This is a genomic window from Idiomarina sp. 29L, assembly GCF_004123135.1.
Taxonomy (GTDB): domain Bacteria; phylum Pseudomonadota; class Gammaproteobacteria; order Enterobacterales; family Alteromonadaceae; genus Idiomarina.
Genome location: NZ_SDJS01000002.1, coordinates 1 through 18,279 on the forward strand (window position 1 = coordinate 1; position 18,279 = coordinate 18,279).

The window sequence follows — 18,279 nt, forward strand, 5'->3', positions numbered from 1 at the left end:
GCTTCTTCCGAAGCAGGGAGGCGTATTCTACACTTCCCGATGATTTCGTCAACCTCTTTTTCTGGACTTTTTGCCCGGTTGACTCAACCGCCGTTATCCGACTCAACTCAGTGAGTATCTCGTGACAACGGCGGCGAATTATAGCGATCTTTTTGGACCTTTCAAGATCTTTTTTGGAATAAATGATCGTTCGGTCAGATCGTAATCAATTTGATGGTTTAATCGTCCTTTTTCTCTTCTTTCGCTGCTTTCTTATCTGTATCACCGTCCTGATTAAAGTCGGCATCATCATCGTCGTCATCACCGACAACGTGCTCTAACTTCAGTTTTTTCACGTTTTTAATCGTGAATATCGGCCCTGACAAAGCGTAAAGGAAGAAGATAGAGAAGAGCACTAACGAAGGCTGTGTTGCAACCACAACAAAAGCCAACACGATGACCAGTATCACTAAGAAAGATACCTTACCTTTCCAGTCTACATCTTTGAACGAATGGTAACGGAAGTTGGTCACCATTAATAAGCCTGCACAAATAGTAATAACTGCGGCAATTCCACCGATATCAGCGCCTTCAATACCATACTCTGAGCCAACCCAAACCAAACCGGATACAATTGCCGCAGCGCTTGGAATTGCGAGTCCCTGAAAGTAACGTTTATCCGAGCTTCCTAAATTCGTATTAAAGCGCGCCAAGCGTAAAGCGCCACCAGCAACAAAGATGAATGCGGCCAACCACCCCAGCTTTCCTAAGTCTGCAAGCGCGTAATTATACATAACCAAAGCTGGAGCCATACCAAAAGAAACGATATCCGCCATGCTGTCAAATTCAGCGCCAAAGTCACTTTCGGTATTGGTCATTCTCGCGACACGCCCATCAAGCCCATCAAAAATCATGGCGATAAAAATCGCAACGGCCGCTTCAACGAAGCGTTCATTCATAGAGGCAACAATGGCATAGAACCCAGAAAACAGACCTGCCGTTGTGAATAGGTTTGGCAGTAAGTAAATACCCCGGCTTTTGCCGTTAGTATTTGAACTATCGTTACTCATGCAGAAACACTCTTAGTTATTAATAGAAAGTGATCAGGTTATCACAACAAGGCTTCGGGTAGGAAATCCCAAAGCCTTGTTAGCGACTTTACTGACTAATTACTAAAGCTTCATTTTCAACACTGACTTTTATTGGCTTAGCAGGCTGAATCTCTCCCGACAAGATTTTCTGCGCCAAAGGATTCTCAAGTTCGTGTTGAATCGCTCGTTTCAGAGGGCGTGCCCCAAAAACAGGATCGAATCCTGTACGAGCCAGGTGCGCTAAAGCGTCATCATCCACCTCTATTTCAAAGTCTTTCTCTTCCAGACGTTTAAACAACAGTTGCAACTGGAATTGAGCAATTGAACGAATTTCATGTTCACCTAATGGGTGGAACACCACGGTGTCATCGACTCGGTTAATAAACTCAGGTCTGAAGTGACGACCCAAGACTTCCATGACTTCCGCTTTCATTTGTTCGTACGTATGCTCTTTTGCATGCTCTTGTATGAGATCAGACCCCAAGTTAGATGTCATAATAATAACGGTGTTTTTAAAGTCGACAGTGCGACCTTGTCCGTCAGTTAAGCGGCCATCGTCCAACACCTGAAGTAGTATATTAAATACATCAGGGTGCGCTTTCTCTACTTCGTCAAGCAAAATAACCGAATATGGCTTGCGGCGAACCGCTTCAGTCAAATAACCGCCTTCTTCATAACCTACATAACCCGGAGGTGCACCAACCAAACGAGCTACAGAGTGCTTTTCCATAAACTCAGACATGTCGATGCGAACCATCGCGTCGTCCGTATCGAACATAAAGTTCGCCAATGCTTTCGAAAGCTCGGTTTTACCGACGCCTGTTGGACCCAGGAATAAAAATGAGCCAATAGGCCTGTTTGGATCGCCCAAACCAGCGCGAGACCGACGAATAGCGTTTGCTACCGCTTCAACCGCCTCATTCTGTCCAACCACTCTATTGTGCAAGTTTTCTTCCATGTGAATGAGTTTTTCACGCTCACCCTCCAGCATTCTTGCAACCGGTATGCCCGTCCAGCGGGAGAGCACATCAGCAATTTCTTCGTCAGTTACACGGTTTTTAAGCAAACTCATGTCCTGCATTTCAGCTTGCAAGGCCAAGTCGAGCTGACGTTCTAGTTCCGGAATTCGGCCATACTGAAGTTCAGACATACGATTCAAGTCCCCCGCGCGGCGGGCAATATCCATGTCGGTGCGCGCTTGCTCAAGTTGCGCTTTAATATGCTGGGTGCCCTGCACGGCCGCTTTTTCAGTATTCCAGACTTCCTCTAACTCTTTGTATTTACGCTCTTGGTCGTCTAACTCTTCGTGTAACGTTTCCAAACGCTTTTTACTGGCATCGTCTTTTTCTTTCTGAAGCGCCTGACGCTCCAGCTTCAGCTGAATAATCCGTCGCTCTAGTCGATCCAAATCTTCCGGTTTGGAATCGATCTGCATACGAATACTCGATGCGGCTTCGTCAATTAAATCAATGGCTTTATCGGGTAGCTTGCGATCACTGATGTAACGGTGCGACAAAGACGCTGCTGCAACGATTGCAGGGTCAGTGATTTCTACCGAATGATGCAGCTCATAACGCTCTTTCAAACCCCGCAAAATCGCAATGGTGTCTTCTACGGTTGGCTCATCGACCAAGACTTTCTGGAAGCGGCGTTCTAAAGCGGCGTCTTTCTCAATATATTGGCGGTATTCGTCTAATGTTGTTGCACCGACGCAATGAAGTTCGCCACGAGCAAGCGCTGGTTTCAGCATGTTGCCTGCGTCCATAGCCCCCTCAGCTTTACCAGCACCGACCATAGTATGCAGCTCATCAATAAAGAGGATGATTCGGCCTTCCTCTTTCGACAGCTCATTAAGAACCGCTTTGAGTCGTTCTTCAAATTCACCGCGGAACTTCGCCCCCGCTAAAAGAGAACCTAAATCCAGTGATAATACACGTTTGTGTTTCAACCCTTCGGGCACTTCTCCGTTAACAATTCGTTGCGCTAAGCCTTCAACAATCGCAGTTTTACCCACCCCCGGTTCGCCAATAAGAACCGGATTGTTTTTAGTACGGCGCTGTAACACCTGGATAGTCCGGCGGATTTCTTCGTCCCGACCAATGACGGGATCAAGTTTGCCCTGCTCAGCACGTTCCGTTAAATCAATCGTATATTTATCGAGGGCTTGGCGTTGCTCTTCAGCGTTCGGATCATCAACCTTTTGACCATCGCGAATATCATTAATGGCTTTTTCCAACGCATCTCGCTTTATGCCCTGTGCTTTGAATATCTCACCTAATTTGCCCTTGTCTTCTGTTGCTGCGAGTAAAAAGAGCTCGGAGGAAATGTAAGAATCATTGCGCTTTTGAGCATATTTATCACACAAGTTTAGAAGCTGCGCAGTCGCCTGCGAAAGCTGAACGTCACCGCCCGTACCTTCTACTTGCGGCAATGCATCAAGCGCTTTTGACAGACTTGCTCTGAACTGCGGGATATCGACACTTAGCATCGTGAACAGCGGGCGAACTGAACCACCATTTTGATCGAGTAGCGCCTGCATTAAATGCACAGGTTCAATAAATTGATGGTCACGACCCAATGCCAGCGACTGCGCATCGGCAATCGCCATTTGGAATTTGCTGGTGAATTTATCGTGTCTCATGGTACTACCTCACTTAAATCTTTCGTTGATTTAAATGTGGGTACTTTTTGGACGTTTTCAAGTTTTTAGCGATTATTTTCGCCAAATAATTGACGCAAATCGAGCGGCTGCCTTTTCGTTACGCCAGGAGTACCACAAGTCTGAGTGGCTGACAGTACACTCATCACTCTGAGTGATTTCATTAATACCAAACTGACGGCAAATCAGTTCAGCAATGCCCGGTAAGTTCGCTAACCACTTATCTCCATTCGGCTCAAAGAAATGAGAAGTCTTAAACTGGTTTGAAACAAACGCATCGAAAACATCCTGGCCAACTTCAAATGCATCAGGACCTATCGCTGGACCTATCCAAACGCTTAAGCCAGACGATTTCGTTGAAAACTTCTTTAGCGCGTTTTGCAATACACCATCAGCCAAACCTCTCCATCCGGCATGGACCGCCGCTATTTCCTTTCCGTCCGATGAACAAATGAGAATAGGCAGGCAATCCGCCGTTAATACCGCGCACACACTGCCGGGTTGAGAGCTATACGCCGCATCAGCAATATTTGTTTTAAAAGGCCATGACAATACGTTACTGGTATGTCGTTGCTGCAACCACACTACGGAATGAGGTAGCGACAATTCCCGTTCCAGCCGCCGCCGTCTCAACAGCACAGCGGCGGGGTCATCACCCACATGAACCGCCAAATTGCCAAACGCCCGTGTTGTAATTGCAACACCGACGTTATCTGGTACTGACCAATTAGGATGAAAAACGTTTCGCGTCACGCTTAAGCTCCTCAATCAGGTACTCAAAGTCGGTCGGGCGATCGACGTGGAATTCTAACCATTCACCGGTAATTGGATGGTGTAAGCCTAAAGAAGCGGCATGCAATGCCTGGCGATTAAAATTTCTCAGTGTCTGTAAAAACTGATCGTCAGCTTGTTTCGGTGGTCGAGGTCGGCCACCGTAAATTAAATCGCCGACTAAAGGATGTCGGATATGCGCCATATGCACACGAATTTGATGCGTTCGACCTGACTCCAGACGTAAACGCAACAACGTATGAGCCCGGTAGCGGTCTAACACACGGTAATGAGTGACTGCCGGTTTTCCAGACTGCACAACCGCCATGTGCGTCCGCTTTGTCGGGTGTCGACCAATGGGCTCATCAACCATTCCCCCCGCTGTCATGACGCCATTACATACCGCTTCATACTCACGAGTAATTTCACGCGCCTGCATCATCGACACTAATTGCGTTTGAGCTGGAACAGTGCGGGCAACCACCATTAATCCCGTCGTATCTTTGTCCAGACGGTGGATAATGCCAGCGCGAGGCACTAAGTCCAATTGCGGATCGTAATGCAGCAAGCCATTTAGTAACGTTCTGTCCGGGGCGCCGGCTCCAGGGTGCACGACCAACCCAGCCGGCTTATTAATCACCAGAATGTCGTCATCCTGATACACAATATCCAACTCAACAGGCTGCGGTACGTGACGTTCCTCGCTCTCGATTTCTGCGTCTACAGCCACAAGCATGCCGGTTTCGACTTTTTCACGCGGCTTTTTAACGACCTCGGCATCGACCGAAACCTTTTCCTCAGTTATCCAGCTCTTTAAGCGCGAGCGTGAATAGTCTGGGAACAACTCAGCAAGTGCCTGGTCTAATCGTTTTCCTGCTAATGACTCAGGAACAATAGCTTCTAATTCAATACGTTTATTCATATATTCGGTTTCGACTGTCAAAGCCTCAAAGGCTGCGTTAGAATGCAAGAATATGCTAGTGTAACGGTTTGCCCGTGCAGCGCCAAAAAAATATAGGGAATACTGCTAAATATGTTAAGTAAACAATTCGGCCGACACATTTTGTTATCAACAGCGCTTTGCTTTATGGCTGTTGGTTGCTCGAGCCAACCAGAAGAAGAACAACAAGTTGCGAAAACCCAAATTGAATCACTTTATGAGCAGGCTCGCGAGAGCATGGCAGCAGGTAATTTCAACTTAGCTCAAGAGCAGTTGTCGAACCTGAACCGCCGTTTCCCGTTTGGTCCTTATGCGCACCAAGTGCAACTCGACCTTATTTACCTGCACTACAAGTTAGATAATACAGAAGAAGCGCTAGCAGCCATTGACCGTTTTATTAGTCTTAATCCGAATCATAAAGATATTGATTACGCTATGTATATGCGCGGCTTAGTCAATCAGCGTGCTGAATACAATGGTATCCATGCTGTGTTTGGAGTTGATCGTTCTGACCGTGACTCATCAATGGCAGAAGAAGCATTCAAAGACTTTGCTGAACTGGTCCGTAAATATCCGGACAGCGAATACGCGGCAGATGCAAAAAAACGTTTATTAGCGATAAAAAGTCGTCTGGCGAAAAAAGAATTAGCGGTTGCTCAGTATTATATGGACCGCCAAGCCTATTTAGCTGCGGCCAACCGAGGACGTTACATTTTAGAGCACTTCTCCGACACACCGGAAGTAGAAAATGCGCTGGCTGTCATGGTCGAAAGTTACGATCAATTAGAGTTGCCAGAGTTGCGTGAAGACGCATTGAAGGTTCTACGAGCTAACTTCCCGGAGAATCAGTTAGTCAGCAATTAATAAAGCAAGGCGCGGTTATTTAAACCGCGTCTTCGTTTTCCTCACCAGTACGAATTCGGATGACTCGTTCGATATCGGTAATGAAAATTTTCCCATCACCTATTTTGCCTGTTTGAGCAGTTTCCATAATGGCCTCAATACAACGCTCAACGTCATCATCGCCAACCACCACCTCTAATTTAACCTTAGGCAGAAAATCCACCATATACTCTGCGCCGCGGTACAGTTCTGTATGACCTTTCTGGCGTCCGAAGCCTTTAACCTCTGATACAGTCATGCCGGCAATGCCTACTTCCGATAGCGCTTCGCGCACGTCATCGAGTTTGAAAGGTTTTATAATGGCTTCTACTTTTTTCATAACGCTTCCCTATTGCCCTTGTCGTTGCAATTCATAGCGATAATGACTGGTAATAGGATAACGACGATCTTTACCGAAGTTTCTCGGCGTCACCTTTGGACCAACCGCCGATTGGCGACGCTTGTATTCGTTCAAATCGACCAAGCGAACCACCCGGCGAACGTCATCCTCGTTAAACCCGGCAGCAACAATGTCGGTTACTGACCAGTCTCTTTCTACATACAATGCCAGAATTCGGTCTAAATCGCCATAGTCAGGCAATGAGTCAGAGTCGACCTGATCCGGTGCTAATTCGGCTGAAGGTGGGCGATCGATCACTCGCTGAGGAATGCATTCACCTAAGGTGTTTCGATATTCTGCTAATTGATACACCAGCAACTTAGGCACATCTTTTATCGGTGCAAAACCACCGCACATATCGCCATACAGTGTTGCATAACCAACAGCCATTTCGCTCTTATTGCCGGTTGTTAGTACCAGTGAACCCGTTTTATTCGACAACGCCATAAGCAATACGCCCCGACAACGCGACTGCAAGTTTTCTTCCGTTGTATCGGTTTCAGCGCCGTTAAAAAGTGGTGTTAATTGCTGCATGAACTGATCAAACATCGGTTCAATAGGCACGGAGTTATATTGAACGCCTAGCGTATTCGCTTGCTTTTCAGCATCTTCAAGACTCATGTCAGAGGTATAGCGAAAAGGCATCATTACAGCTTGAACCTTATCAGCTCCCAAAGCGTCAACAGCTATTGCCAATGTTAGTGCTGAATCAATGCCGCCCGACAAACCCAATACCACACCCGGGAAACCATTTTTTTTGACATAGTCTCTTACTGCCAGGACAAGAGCGTCGTAAACATTCGCTAAGTCATTTTGTGACTCACGAGGAGGGTAGGCCTCGCTGTGCAGTTTTCCACTTTTATAACTCAAACTTGTCAGGGTTGTCTGACAATGCGGCAATTCAGCCACTAATTGACCATCGCCATCCATCACTAACGAATGACCATCGAATACCAGTTCGTCCTGCCCACCACAGTTATTCAAATAAACAATAGGCTTTGATGACTCAGCGACACGTTGTCTCAGCACACCAAGACGCTGTTCGTGCTTGTTCAACTCGTAGGGTGACGCGTTTATTGATAAAACAAAGTCAATGTCGTCGTCGGCCAAGCGTTGCAGTGGTTCGGGGTGCCACAAGTCTTCGCATATCTGCAGACCTATACGAACGCCATGCCATTCGAACACCTGACTTTCATGACCCGGAATAAAGTGGCGCTGCTCATCAAATACGCCATGGTTAGGCAAACGTTGCTTAAAGTAACGTAACAAACACTCACCACGGTGCAGTACCGACATGGCATTAAAAAGCCCGCCGCCCACATGTTGCGGATGACCCACAATCACCACGCAGTCAGATGCAGCGGCACTGATTTGCTCAACAGCATTGTCAACAGCCTGACTTAAATCGTTTCTGAACAGTAAGTCTTCCGGTGGGTAGCCGGTAATCGCCAACTCCGGGAACACAATAATGTCGTGTTGTTGACCTTGTTCCCGAATCGTCTTCAAAATTAATGCGGTGTTGTTGTGAATTGCGCCAACGGTAAAGTCCAGTTGCGCCAGGCACAAATTAAGTTCAGCCATAACTGCTTCCAATTTAACCACTGCCGACATCGGCACGAATGGTGGCGAATGATATAGCAGCGCTGTTAGTAGCGCAAATCTTCAGGAATTGGTGACTCGCTGTCAGGCTTCTTAGGACGTTTTGCCTGACCCTGCTTAAACAAACGCAACTGGTACACATAGGCAAGAATTTGAGCCACGGCAACAAACAGCCCCTGCGGAATTTCTTTCTCCAACTCCGTGGTGTGGTAAACCGAACGCGCCAGCGCTGGTGACTGGACTAATGGAATATCGTATTCCAACGCAATTTCCCGAATTTTTGCCGCTGTCTCGTCGGTACCTTTCGCTAACAGTACAGGCGCTTGCGAGCCGCCGTCTTCATACTTTAACGCCACCGCATAATGCGTCGGGTTGGTAACAACCACATCCGCTTTAGGCACTTCCTGCATCATGCGGCGGTTCGCCATTTCCATCTGCAAGCGACGAATACGACCTTTGACTTCCGGACTCCCCTCTGTGTCTTTATGCTCGTCTTTCACTTCCTGCTTGGTCATGCGCAAGTCTTTATTGTGTTTCCACAACTGAAACGGCGCATCAATAACCACAATCAAAAAGATTGAGCAACACAGTAATAAGAACATCCACAGCAAGATATCCAAAGCGTGGGCCATCATGTTCGGCATTTGTCCCATCGACATTTGCAGAATGTCGACAAACTGCCACTTCAGTAAGAAAAATGCCGAAACGGCGACAACTGAGAACTTGGCAATGGCTTTAACCAGCTCAACCAACGCCTGAATACCGAACATGCGTTTAAAGCCGTTAAGCGGGTTCATTCGACTGAGTTTAGGCGCCATCGCCTTGGTTGAGAACGAAATGCCCCCTAACCAACTGTTACCGAAAAAAGTCGCGACCAAAACGAACGCAAAAATAATCAGAACCGGCCACATGATGAAGCCAAAAGCGATACCAAAGGCTTCATAAATTTTGGTGGTATCAAAGGCTTGCTGGCGATCAATGGTAAACATGGTTTGAAAAACGTTACGGGCTCCTTCGTAGAGCCAGTCTCCAAACCACATAAACGCAATTGCCGCACTGACCAATACGAACGCCGTCCCCATTTCTTTGGAGCGTGCAACCTGGCCCTTCTCGCGGGCCTGCTGTTTTCGTCGCTCCGTGGGGTCTTCTGTGCGTTCCTGATCAGTCTCTGCCATTACTCTCTACCTGTATCCGGGAGTCTAGCTACACTGAGAACCAATAACTGTACACATCACGTCAATTGCACGCTGCCATTGGTTTTCGAAATGGAAAATAAAGCCACCCATGGTTAACCATAAAACAACCAAGCCGCTCACCATAGTAATTGGGAAGCCGATAGCAAAAATATTCAATTGTGGTGCCGCTCGCGTCATCACACCAAAACTTAAGTTAATGAGCAAAATCGCGATGACACCTGAAAGCATGGCCGCTAACGCCGCCGAAAACATAACAGAACCGTATTCCGCTATTGCCATGAACGCGTCAGCATCCAGACCGGTCATACCGACCGGAATAGCGTCGAAGCTAGCCATGATCATGTGAATCATCAGTAAATGACCGTCAAAGGCTAAGAACACCAGGCTGGCAAGCATTAAGAAAAATTGCGCAATAACCGGCACTTGCTGACCGTTGGTTGGATCCACCATTGATGCGAAACCCAGGCCAATCTGCATTGCAATAACCTGACCGCCCAGCACAAATATTTGTAGAAACAATAATGACACTAAGCCCAGAGCGACACCAATCACCACTTGTTGAGCCGTCACCAGAAAGCCGCCCACTGACGTCATTTCAACACCAGTCGATACTTCAGGTAATGCCGGAGAAACCGCTAATATAATGGCTAGCGACAGGAAGATTTTAATCCGCGCGTTTACCAACGTCCCGGAAAATAACGCCATGCTGCCTATCATGGCGGACACCCGTGTCAGCGGCCAGAGATGCTGCTCCAGCCATTCCAACACAACAGAGGTGACCAAGTCCATTAGCCAACCACTTCTGGAATCCGATTAAACATTTCGATGGTAAAGTCCATCACCGTCTCAGTCAGGAAATGACCACCAAGACCTATCACGGCCAACGTAACCAATAGACGCGGCAAGAAACTTAAGGTCTGTTCGTTAATTGAGGTGGCTGCCTGAAAAACAGCGACCACCAAACCAACCAAAAGCCCGGGCAAAATGATAAATGCCACCATTATAACGATGGTTTTCAGCGCTTCCTGAAAAATATCCAAAAACATTTCTGGTGACATACGCCCTCCTAAACCCCAAAGCTACCGGCAAGTGTACTCATGGTTAAACTCCAACCATCAACCAACACGAACAACATCAGCTTAAAGGGCAAAGAAACGATCATTGGCGATAACATCATCATACCCATCGCCATTAAGACACTGGCAACGACTAAGTCAATAATAAGAAACGGGATAAACAACATAAAACCAATCTGGAATGCGGTTTTCAGTTCAGAGGTAATGAACGACGGAATCAGAATAGACATTGGTACATCTTCAGGCGCTTCAATACCTTCTTCGCCTGAGATATCAATAAAGGTTTCCAGGTCAGTTAAGCGAGTTTGTGCCAACATGAATGCCTTAAGAGGCGCCTTAGCACGATCAACGGCCTCCAGTGACTGAATTTCTTCATTCATATAGGGCTGCAACGCTTTGTCATTAATTTCATTGAGCACCGGCGACATAATGAAAAAACTCAAAAAGAGTGCTATGCCCAATAACACCTGATTCGACGGAGACTGCTGCAAGCCTATCGCCTGACGAAGTATCGCCAGGACAATAATAATTCGAGTAAAAGACGTCATCATAATGACCATCGCTGGAATAAACGTCAGCGCCGTCATTATCGCGAGAATTTGTAGCGTTACTGAGTATTCCTGCGTGCCATCCGGATTGGTTTTAACGGTGACGGCAGAGAGATCCTGCCAAGCAAATGCCTGATCAGGTATCAGCAAAAACGCTGAAAATAATATGAGATACCACCAGCGGTTCATTGTTCTTGTTTTCCTTCCAGCTTGATATCGGACGGTAGTTCTTTTAAACAGTCAATACGCTGTTGGGTTACGCCTAGCAACAGTTTCTCACCCCCAACATCGACAATGACCAAGCGCTCTTTAGGTCCTAACGAGACACTGCTCAGTATTTTCATTCCTGAAGCGCCCTGAAACTTTAAGTTAAATCGTTTCAGTAATGACGCCAACACAACAATGACCGCTAAAACGGCAAAAAGCGCCAATACCATGGCGCCTATATCATTACCGGACACTATTGCTTTTTGCTCGGTTTGACCGAAAGCCATTACCGGCAACGCAAGCAAACTAACGAAGCTTGCGAATACGCTCAATTTGACTAATAACATCGGTTAATCGTATCCCGAATTTATCATTAACAACAACCACTTCGCCGTGAGCAATTAAGGTGCCATTCACCAAAACATCCAGCGGTTCGCCAGCGACACGCTCTAGTTCAACGACCGAGCCCTGGTTCAACTGAAGCAAGTTCCGAATGCTGATTTGACTGCGGCCCACTTCCATTGAAATAGTGACCGGAATATCAAGTATGGCATCCAGTTTACGTTTTTCTTCTTCACCAACCGGCGCATCCTCGTTGAGTTCTTCCAGCTCAGCGGTTTGCACGTTATCCATACCGGAATGACTGGAACGACTTGATTGCTCAGCCCCAGACCCCTCTGCCTCACCAGACTCTTCGTCTTCGGCAGCTGCCTGTTCAGCCATTGCTGCTTCCCAGTCGTCCATATCTTTATCGTCGTTACTCATTTTGCAACCTCACTTTCTAAGCAGCAATTATTATAAATCGATGTCTTCTTCTAATTGTTGAAGCTCGGCGTCACCACCAATTCGGCGGCCGCCGCGCGTCAACATGTGAATATCAGATTTGACGGTTTCCGGGCGTTTGATTTTGTCCGAAATTTTCAACGCCACATTGTCTCTTGAACGTCCCATTTTCGCATGGAACGTCGGTAAATCTTCAATCAGAACGGTTAAGTCATCCGGTACTTCCAGCGGAATAATATCGCCTTCCTGTAAGTCCATGACTTCACGCAACGACATCTCGGTTTCCGCCAGCTTGGCGATCATTTCCACCGGAACGTCCATTATTTCGTCTCGCAGCGCTTTACTCCAGCGCATATCAGTGTCTTCTTTGTCGGACTGAACACCGGCGTCCAATAGCTCTCGAATCGGTTCAAGCATGGAATACGGCAAAGCAATATGAAAGTCTCCGCCGCCGCCGTCGAGCTCAATATGAAATGAACTAATGACGATAACCTCGGTTGGACTGACAATGTTCGCCATCGCAGGGTTAACCTCTGAGTCCAGGTACTCAAAACCGACATCCATTACTGGCGCCCAGGCTTCTTTGTAATCTTCGAAGACCAGCTTCAACAGCATTTGAATAATGCGACGCTCAGTTGGCGTAAACTCACGCCCTTCAATTTTTGCGTGATAACGGCCATCACCGCCGAAAAAGTTGTCCACCAGAATAAAGACCAGGCGGGCTTCCATCGTAATTAGCGCGGTACCTTTCAAAGGACGAAAGCGCACCATATTCAAACTGGTTGGGACGAATAACGTATGTACGTACTCGCCAAATTTAATCATTTGCACGCCGTTAATTGACACTTCGGCGGTACGTCGCATCATATTAAATAAGCTGACGCGCATATGACGAGCGAATCGTTCATTAACGATCTCGAGAGTCGGCATACGCCCACGGACAATTCGGTCTTGCGACGAAAAGTCATAGTCGAGCGCATCCGCCGAGGCCTGCTGCCCCTCGGAATCCTCTTCTTCTACGTCATCAACGCCGTGTAAAAGTGCGTCAATTTCGTCTTGTGATAGTAAGTCGCTCACAGCCATATTTGCTCACTTATTGCATTACCAAACTGGTAAATAACACTTGTTCAACGACCGGCTTACCAGCAACTTCCTGCAGTGCATTTCTGACTTCGGTTAGCGCCAGTTCACGCAGTTGCCCTTTGCCTTCTGCCGTTTTTAATTTGTCTGCCGTTGACGATGAAAACACTTCATGCAATGTTCCTTCAATTAACGGAATATGCTTTTTCGCCAACTCTTCATTTTCTTCGCCACGCACCATCAGCTGCGCCTTAATTTGCACGGTTCTCTCACGTGAGTCGCCGGGTACAATAAACACAAAAGGACGAGGCATACCGACATACAGAGCATTACCAATTTCTGGTGCCGAGGCATTGCTAAAGTCCTTGCTGGCCTGCTCAGGTGCTTGAGTCACGGCTTGCTCACTCGACGACGAGCCGCCAAAAAGCCACAGCGCCAAGACCACGGTCGCCACAAGCACCAGACCAATAACACCGAACAGTATCAGCTTTTTCTTTTTACCGCCTTTGCCTTCCTGTTCGTCGTTTTGCTCTGCGTTATTGTCTGTGTTTTGCTCTTCAGCCATCTTGCTTTCCTTTGGTCAACGCCCTATCGGTGTTTATGTTGCTACTATAGCCTGAATAGGCTATCAGCGTCACCGTTATACGTAAAAATCCACGCGTCCGTCGGTCACAATCTGACCATCTTGTAAGGCTATTTCTGACTCCTGCGTCCACTGTTCCGCTTCTGAGCCAGATGTTCCTCCGCCCTCACCGTTGCCCTGGCCATCGTTACTCTGTTCACCAACGTGAGTATCCGCTAAATTCAGACCTTGCTGCTCCATCATTTCTCGTAAGCGCGGCATGGCCGACTCAATGGCTTCCCGAGCCTGAGCATTTTGTACCTGAAACTGCACCGTGGTTTGCTCGCCACTTACGTTCACTCGTATTTGTACGTTGCCAAGTTCAGGCGGGTCAAGCCGAATATCAGCACGCTGAATATTCTTACTCATCATAATGTTAATGCGCTCTTGCAGCTTTTGTGACGCTTCCGTCTGCTGCAAATCTAAAGGTCTTTGCAACGCTTGCAACGTATTTGCCTGGCTGCTTTCTGACGCGGCTACCGTCCCCTGAGCAGTCGAGACCATTTGCCCTTGTATGGCCTTTGCCGCACCTGCGTCAGACAATGCATCAACGGTATTTCTGAATGCCTGGTTGACCTGAGCGTTTTCAGCGTTTCTTCCCGCCAATTCGCCGTCAGCCTTAGCGACTTTTTCACCTGTTAACTGAGTATCAGCTGATAGCCCAGCCGCAGCACTTTTATCCGACTTCACGGATTGCTCAGCCTTCGACTCGCTTTGACCTTTAGTAGAATCCGTCGCACTAATCGCAAACTCCGCTTTACCCGATTTTGCGTCCGATGCAACGACTGCAGGCGCTTTATCAGCGTTTTGTTTGAGCACCTGACGTAAATCGGCAACCAGTTGCTCGGCTTTAGCTGCCTGCTCTCTTGTCAGCGCTTCTTTGTTATTCGACTTGCTGTCAGACGCTCCTGCCATTAACTGGCGAAGCTCAGCCATTAATTGCTCTAACTTACCGCGCTCTTTACCTGTTAGTGTTTTAGTATCACTCTTGCTGTTCTCTTTTAATGCGGAGAGTTGAGCTTCCAGCTGTTTCATTAACTGCGCAGGATCAGACGCTTTTTGTGACTCGGGTTTTGATTCCGGGACCACCTCGCGCAACGCGGCCATCAACGCCTGTGATAGTTGTTTACCGTCTACCTGTTTATCGGATTCTTGACCTACTAATACTTTATCGGCGTCTGATTTCGGCATCATCGGTTCAAGCAGTTGCACAATAAACTTTTGGTCGGCGGCATCAATACCACCTTTAGATATCGCGTTTAATTGATCGATAAGTTGCTGTTTCTGCTCATCACTCATTTTTGCCAGCATGCTTTCGGCAAGGTTTTGCCGCTCTTCAGCTGACAGCTCTTGTTTACCACCTTGCTGGTTATTCAGCTTATCAATAAAAGCAGCCAACAACTCTTTCAGGTCGGCTTCACTTAACTCGCTACTCGCCGCCTTTTCCAACTGGGTTTCATCGATACTAACAACCGCTGCCACTTGATCGTCAGACCGTTCAGCTTCACCGTCTTCACTCGACACTTCCGCCATTTGTTGCTGCATTTCTTGCAGCAACTCGAACAAATTACTTTCAACAGGAGCGCCAACATTCCGGCGCCCTTCACCGTCAATGTCTTTTTTAATAGTAGCTTGCTCTGGCATCAGCTTAACCTGCTGAAACTCTTTGCCTTTTTCTGTTTGTTGCATCATCAGGCGAGAAAACTCACCATCGGAGCTTTCACCAGCGCCGAGGGACCATTCTTTTCCCTGGGCTTTGCCGCCGGTGCGGACAAAGTTTTCCGTTGATTCCGTTAAATTCAGCAGTTGTTGCATAGTTTCATGTCCTGAATAACTGACTTGCTCAGAATAAAGCAAGAAGCGTTCCAACTATTTCCGTCAGAACTTTTTGTCTCGAATAAAACGTTGACTGGAGAAGTCATCCAAGTTCTTTTGCTCTTTACGCGCCTGAGCTTTTTGCTCTCGCTTTTCTTTCTCTTTAATCAAGTGCTCTATTGACTCTCGCTTACGTCTTTGCGCCAGCCAACGCTCCTTGCGCTGCGCCAGCACCTGTTGCAACTTGACCACTTCGTGATGCAGCTGTTCAACCCCTTCATCCAGCTTGCCAACAAAGGCATGATATTGACTGACCTGCATCGACTGAATACCGCCCTGGCCGCGTTGCTGCAACTGATTTAAATAGTCGAGTCGATATTTTGACATGCCATCCAGGCGCATTTGATTGTCCTGAACCTGTCGTTGCACTTCAGCAAAGTCCTTTGCGGTTTTATCTTCGCGTTGCTGTTCTAAGTCCAGCAGCATTTTTAGCTGGCTTAACTCTGCCATTTACTTAACCACTTGCTGATTGCTGCTGGTTTGGATTGATTAACTGGTTCAGCTGAAGCAAGCTCTCATCGTAGCTCACCACTTCTTTCATTGGTTGCTGTAGAAACTGCGCCACTTTGGGCTGCATTGCAATAGCTTGATCAATAGCGGGATCGCTTCCTCGGGTATAAGCACCAATAGAAATAAGATCTCGGTTACGGCGATAATTCGAATACCACTGACGCACCTGAATGGCTTGCTTCATGTGCTCTTCAGAAACCACTTGCGGCATGACACGGCTAATGGAGGCTTCAACATCGATGGCAGGATAATGACCGGAATCAGCCAACTCACGGTTTAAAACGATGTGCCCATCAAGAATGGCTCGTGCCGAATCGGCAATCGGATCCTGTAAGTCATCGCCTTCGGTTAAAACGGTATAGAACGCGGTGACCGATCCTTGCCCGTCGCCGCCATTACCAGCGCGTTCAACCAGTGCGGGCAATTTGGCAAATACAGAAGGCGGATAACCTTTGGTTGCCGGGGGCTCACCAACCGCTAGAGCAATTTCACGTTGTGCCATGGCGTAACGAGTGAGCGAATCCATTAGCAGCAAAACGTTTAAACCCTGGTCGCGGAAATACTCCGCTACTTGCGCGGCCGTTTCACAGCCACGCAAACGAATAAGCGGTGACTGGTCAGCTGGAGCCGCTATTACCACGGCCTTTTCGAGACCCTCTTCCCCCAGTATTTCTTCAATAAATTCTTTGACCTCACGACCCCGCTCACCAATCAGGCCAACAACGATAACGTCAGCGTTAGTGCCTCGGGTCATCATGCCAAGCAACACACTTTTGCCGACGCCACTGCCGGCAAACAGACCCATACGCTGCCCCTGTCCGACGGTTAAGCAGGCATTAATTGCGGTCACACCAACATCCAGTGGTTGTTTTACCTGGCGGCGATTCAATGGGTTCATGGGTTTACTGCGGTAGGTTTTTCCGTCAGAAAAAACAGGACCTTTGCCGTCGAGAGGTTCACCGCGGGCGTCAATAACCCGTCCGAGTAATTCCATGCCTAAGGGGAGTTGATTCTTGCGGCTTAAAGGACGAACACGGGCGCCTGGCACGACACCTAAGGCGTCTTCCGTAGGCATTAAATAACTAATGTTACCTTCAAAGCCCACCACTTCGGCCTCAATGTCGCCACCGGCGGCTTCCACCGCAACGCTGGAGCCCACAGGCGCACGGCAACCAACAGCTTCAAACATTAGCCCCACAACGCGAGTTAAATAGCCCGATACAGCCACCGACGGCTTTTCAATGCGCTGACGCTTTTTTCGAAGTTCTTGAATCAGTGTCTCTGATGCGCCCATCGGTTACCCCTTAACGCGACTGAAAACATCTTCCATACGCGTCTCTAAACTGTAATCTATGGTCGAGCTCTCAGTCGTCACACGACAACCACCGCGTTCAAGTAACTCGTCTTTGTTCAGCAACCAGCCTTTTTCTTTCAGCTCAGACTCACTGTAAACCGACTCAATCAGTTCGATATCATCGGGGTTTAAGTGTATAACCACCCGCTGATCGGTGACCGGCAATACCGATACCGCTTCGCGCACTGCGTTCACAATCATGTCTTTTGAGTGTTCGGCTGCATCCAGGCAAATGACACGGGTTAACTCGCTGACCATATCTATCAGCTCTTCCTGAACCGCTTCAGTAATACGTTCATTAGGGGTCGATAAACTCTGCAATAAGGTATCCAATTTACCGCGCTGTTCTTCAATCACGGCATTACCCGCAGCAATACCTTCTTCTTTGCCTGCCGCAATACCTTCTTCTTTGCCTGCTTCAAACCCTTCGTCATAGCCTTTTTTGAGACCATCGGTACGACCATTTTCAAAGCCTTCCTGGTACCCCTCATCGCGCGCTGCCTGACGAATCTCTTCAAGCTGTTCAGCGGTTAAGGGTTGCAATTCTTCTTCGTCATTGTCATCCGCTTCCGGCGGTTCATACTGCCAGCGTCTGGGCTTATTGAGCGCATTGACCTGGGTGCCCTCACGTAATTCCTGCGATGTCATATCGGGCAGGTCCCAGTGACTGAAGTGCTCGTTGTCGTCGCGGTTGTCGCTCATACAGC

General features: G+C 47.8%; 19 protein-coding genes. 1 reads left to right on the plus strand and 18 read right to left on the minus strand.

Translation table 11 applies throughout. The features are described 5' to 3' along the window. Nucleotides 1-218 precede the first annotated feature (218 nt). From pssA to rluD, 4 genes are all read right to left on the minus strand, one after another. Complete coding sequence (gene pssA, locus EST55_RS03775; protein ID WP_088768706.1) at nucleotides 219-1,049, minus strand: CDP-diacylglycerol--serine O-phosphatidyltransferase; 831 nt, start codon at nucleotides 1,047-1,049, stop codon at nucleotides 219-221. Between the two features lie 88 nt (nucleotides 1,050-1,137). Further along, on the minus strand, nucleotides 1,138-3,711 hold the full coding sequence (gene clpB, locus EST55_RS03780) for an ATP-dependent chaperone ClpB (protein ID WP_088768707.1): 2,574 nt from the start codon (nucleotides 3,709-3,711) through the stop codon (nucleotides 1,138-1,140). A 72-nt stretch (nucleotides 3,712-3,783) separates the two neighbouring features. Beyond that, entirely contained in the window at nucleotides 3,784-4,482 is a 699-nt protein-coding gene (pgeF, locus tag EST55_RS03785) for a peptidoglycan editing factor PgeF (RefSeq protein WP_240665239.1), read from the minus strand. Continuing rightward, the gene (gene rluD / locus EST55_RS03790) at nucleotides 4,457-5,422 is read right to left on the minus strand and encodes a 23S rRNA pseudouridine(1911/1915/1917) synthase RluD (protein ID WP_129496568.1); all 966 of its coding nucleotides are present in this window, start codon (nucleotides 5,420-5,422) and stop codon (nucleotides 4,457-4,459) included. The genes pgeF and rluD overlap by 26 nt, the downstream gene beginning before the upstream one ends. A 111-nt stretch (nucleotides 5,423-5,533) precedes the next feature. Between rluD and EST55_RS03795 the strand changes: the two genes are divergently transcribed. Next, the gene (locus EST55_RS03795; RefSeq protein WP_088768709.1) at nucleotides 5,534-6,304 is read left to right on the plus strand and encodes an outer membrane protein assembly factor BamD; all 771 of its coding nucleotides are present in this window, start codon (nucleotides 5,534-5,536) and stop codon (nucleotides 6,302-6,304) included. Nucleotides 6,305-6,323: 19 nt separating this feature from the next. On the opposite strand, the gene glnB is transcribed toward EST55_RS03795, so the two are convergent. The 14 genes from glnB to fliH all read right to left on the minus strand — a co-directional run bounded on the left by glnB (nucleotide 6,324) and on the right by fliH (nucleotide 18,274). Beyond that, the gene (glnB, locus tag EST55_RS03800) at nucleotides 6,324-6,662 is read right to left on the minus strand and encodes a nitrogen regulatory protein P-II (RefSeq protein ID WP_053954019.1); all 339 of its coding nucleotides are present in this window, start codon (nucleotides 6,660-6,662) and stop codon (nucleotides 6,324-6,326) included. A gap of 9 nt (nucleotides 6,663-6,671) precedes the next feature. Beyond that, nucleotides 6,672-8,303, minus strand: coding sequence for an NAD+ synthase (locus EST55_RS03805; protein WP_129496569.1), 1,632 nt, complete (start codon nucleotides 8,301-8,303; stop codon nucleotides 6,672-6,674). Between the two features lie 65 nt (nucleotides 8,304-8,368). Then, entirely contained in the window at nucleotides 8,369-9,496 is a 1,128-nt protein-coding gene (flhB, locus tag EST55_RS03810) for a flagellar biosynthesis protein FlhB (RefSeq protein WP_129496570.1), read from the minus strand. A gap of 24 nt (nucleotides 9,497-9,520) precedes the next feature. After that, nucleotides 9,521-10,306 carry a flagellar biosynthetic protein FliR gene (fliR, locus tag EST55_RS03815; protein WP_100690611.1) on the minus strand — a complete coding sequence of 262 codons (786 nt, stop codon included), beginning with the start codon at nucleotides 10,304-10,306 and terminating at the stop codon, nucleotides 9,521-9,523. Further along, complete coding sequence (gene fliQ / locus EST55_RS03820) at nucleotides 10,306-10,575, minus strand: flagellar biosynthesis protein FliQ (RefSeq protein ID WP_053954022.1); 270 nt, start codon at nucleotides 10,573-10,575, stop codon at nucleotides 10,306-10,308. Before fliQ ends, fliR begins: the two co-directional genes overlap by 1 nt. An 8-nt stretch (nucleotides 10,576-10,583) precedes the next feature. Beyond that, a complete protein-coding gene (gene fliP, locus EST55_RS03825; protein WP_088768713.1) occupies nucleotides 10,584-11,330 on the minus strand; it encodes a flagellar type III secretion system pore protein FliP in 747 nt (248 codons plus the stop codon). Beyond that, nucleotides 11,327-11,695 (minus strand): flagellar biosynthetic protein FliO, encoded by a 369-nt coding sequence (fliO, locus tag EST55_RS03830; protein WP_240665240.1) that lies wholly within the window; start codon nucleotides 11,693-11,695, stop codon nucleotides 11,327-11,329. Before fliO ends, fliP begins: the two co-directional genes overlap by 4 nt. Beyond that, nucleotides 11,655-12,113, minus strand: coding sequence for a flagellar motor switch protein FliN (gene fliN / locus EST55_RS03835; RefSeq protein WP_129496571.1), 459 nt, complete (start codon nucleotides 12,111-12,113; stop codon nucleotides 11,655-11,657). The genes fliO and fliN overlap by 41 nt, the downstream gene beginning before the upstream one ends. Nucleotides 12,114-12,143: 30 nt before the next feature. Continuing rightward, nucleotides 12,144-13,208 carry a flagellar motor switch protein FliM gene (gene fliM / locus EST55_RS03840; RefSeq protein WP_088769398.1) on the minus strand — a complete coding sequence of 355 codons (1,065 nt, stop codon included), beginning with the start codon at nucleotides 13,206-13,208 and terminating at the stop codon, nucleotides 12,144-12,146. 16 nt (nucleotides 13,209-13,224) lie between these two features. After that, a complete protein-coding gene (gene fliL / locus EST55_RS03845) occupies nucleotides 13,225-13,776 on the minus strand; it encodes a flagellar basal body-associated protein FliL (RefSeq protein WP_088768716.1) in 552 nt (183 codons plus the stop codon). Nucleotides 13,777-13,851: 75 nt separating this feature from the next. Next, nucleotides 13,852-15,648, minus strand: coding sequence for a flagellar hook-length control protein FliK (locus EST55_RS03850; protein WP_129496572.1), 1,797 nt, complete (start codon nucleotides 15,646-15,648; stop codon nucleotides 13,852-13,854). Between the two features lie 63 nt (nucleotides 15,649-15,711). Further along, entirely contained in the window at nucleotides 15,712-16,158 is a 447-nt protein-coding gene (fliJ, locus tag EST55_RS03855; protein ID WP_088768718.1) for a flagellar export protein FliJ, read from the minus strand. A gap of 4 nt (nucleotides 16,159-16,162) precedes the next feature. Continuing rightward, nucleotides 16,163-17,512, minus strand: a complete 1,350-nt coding sequence (gene fliI / locus EST55_RS03860) for a flagellar protein export ATPase FliI (RefSeq protein ID WP_129496573.1) — start codon at nucleotides 17,510-17,512, stop codon at nucleotides 16,163-16,165. A 3-nt stretch (nucleotides 17,513-17,515) separates the two neighbouring features. Next, entirely contained in the window at nucleotides 17,516-18,274 is a 759-nt protein-coding gene (gene fliH, locus EST55_RS03865) for a flagellar assembly protein FliH (protein ID WP_088768720.1), read from the minus strand. Nucleotides 18,275-18,279: the final 5 nt, after the last annotated feature.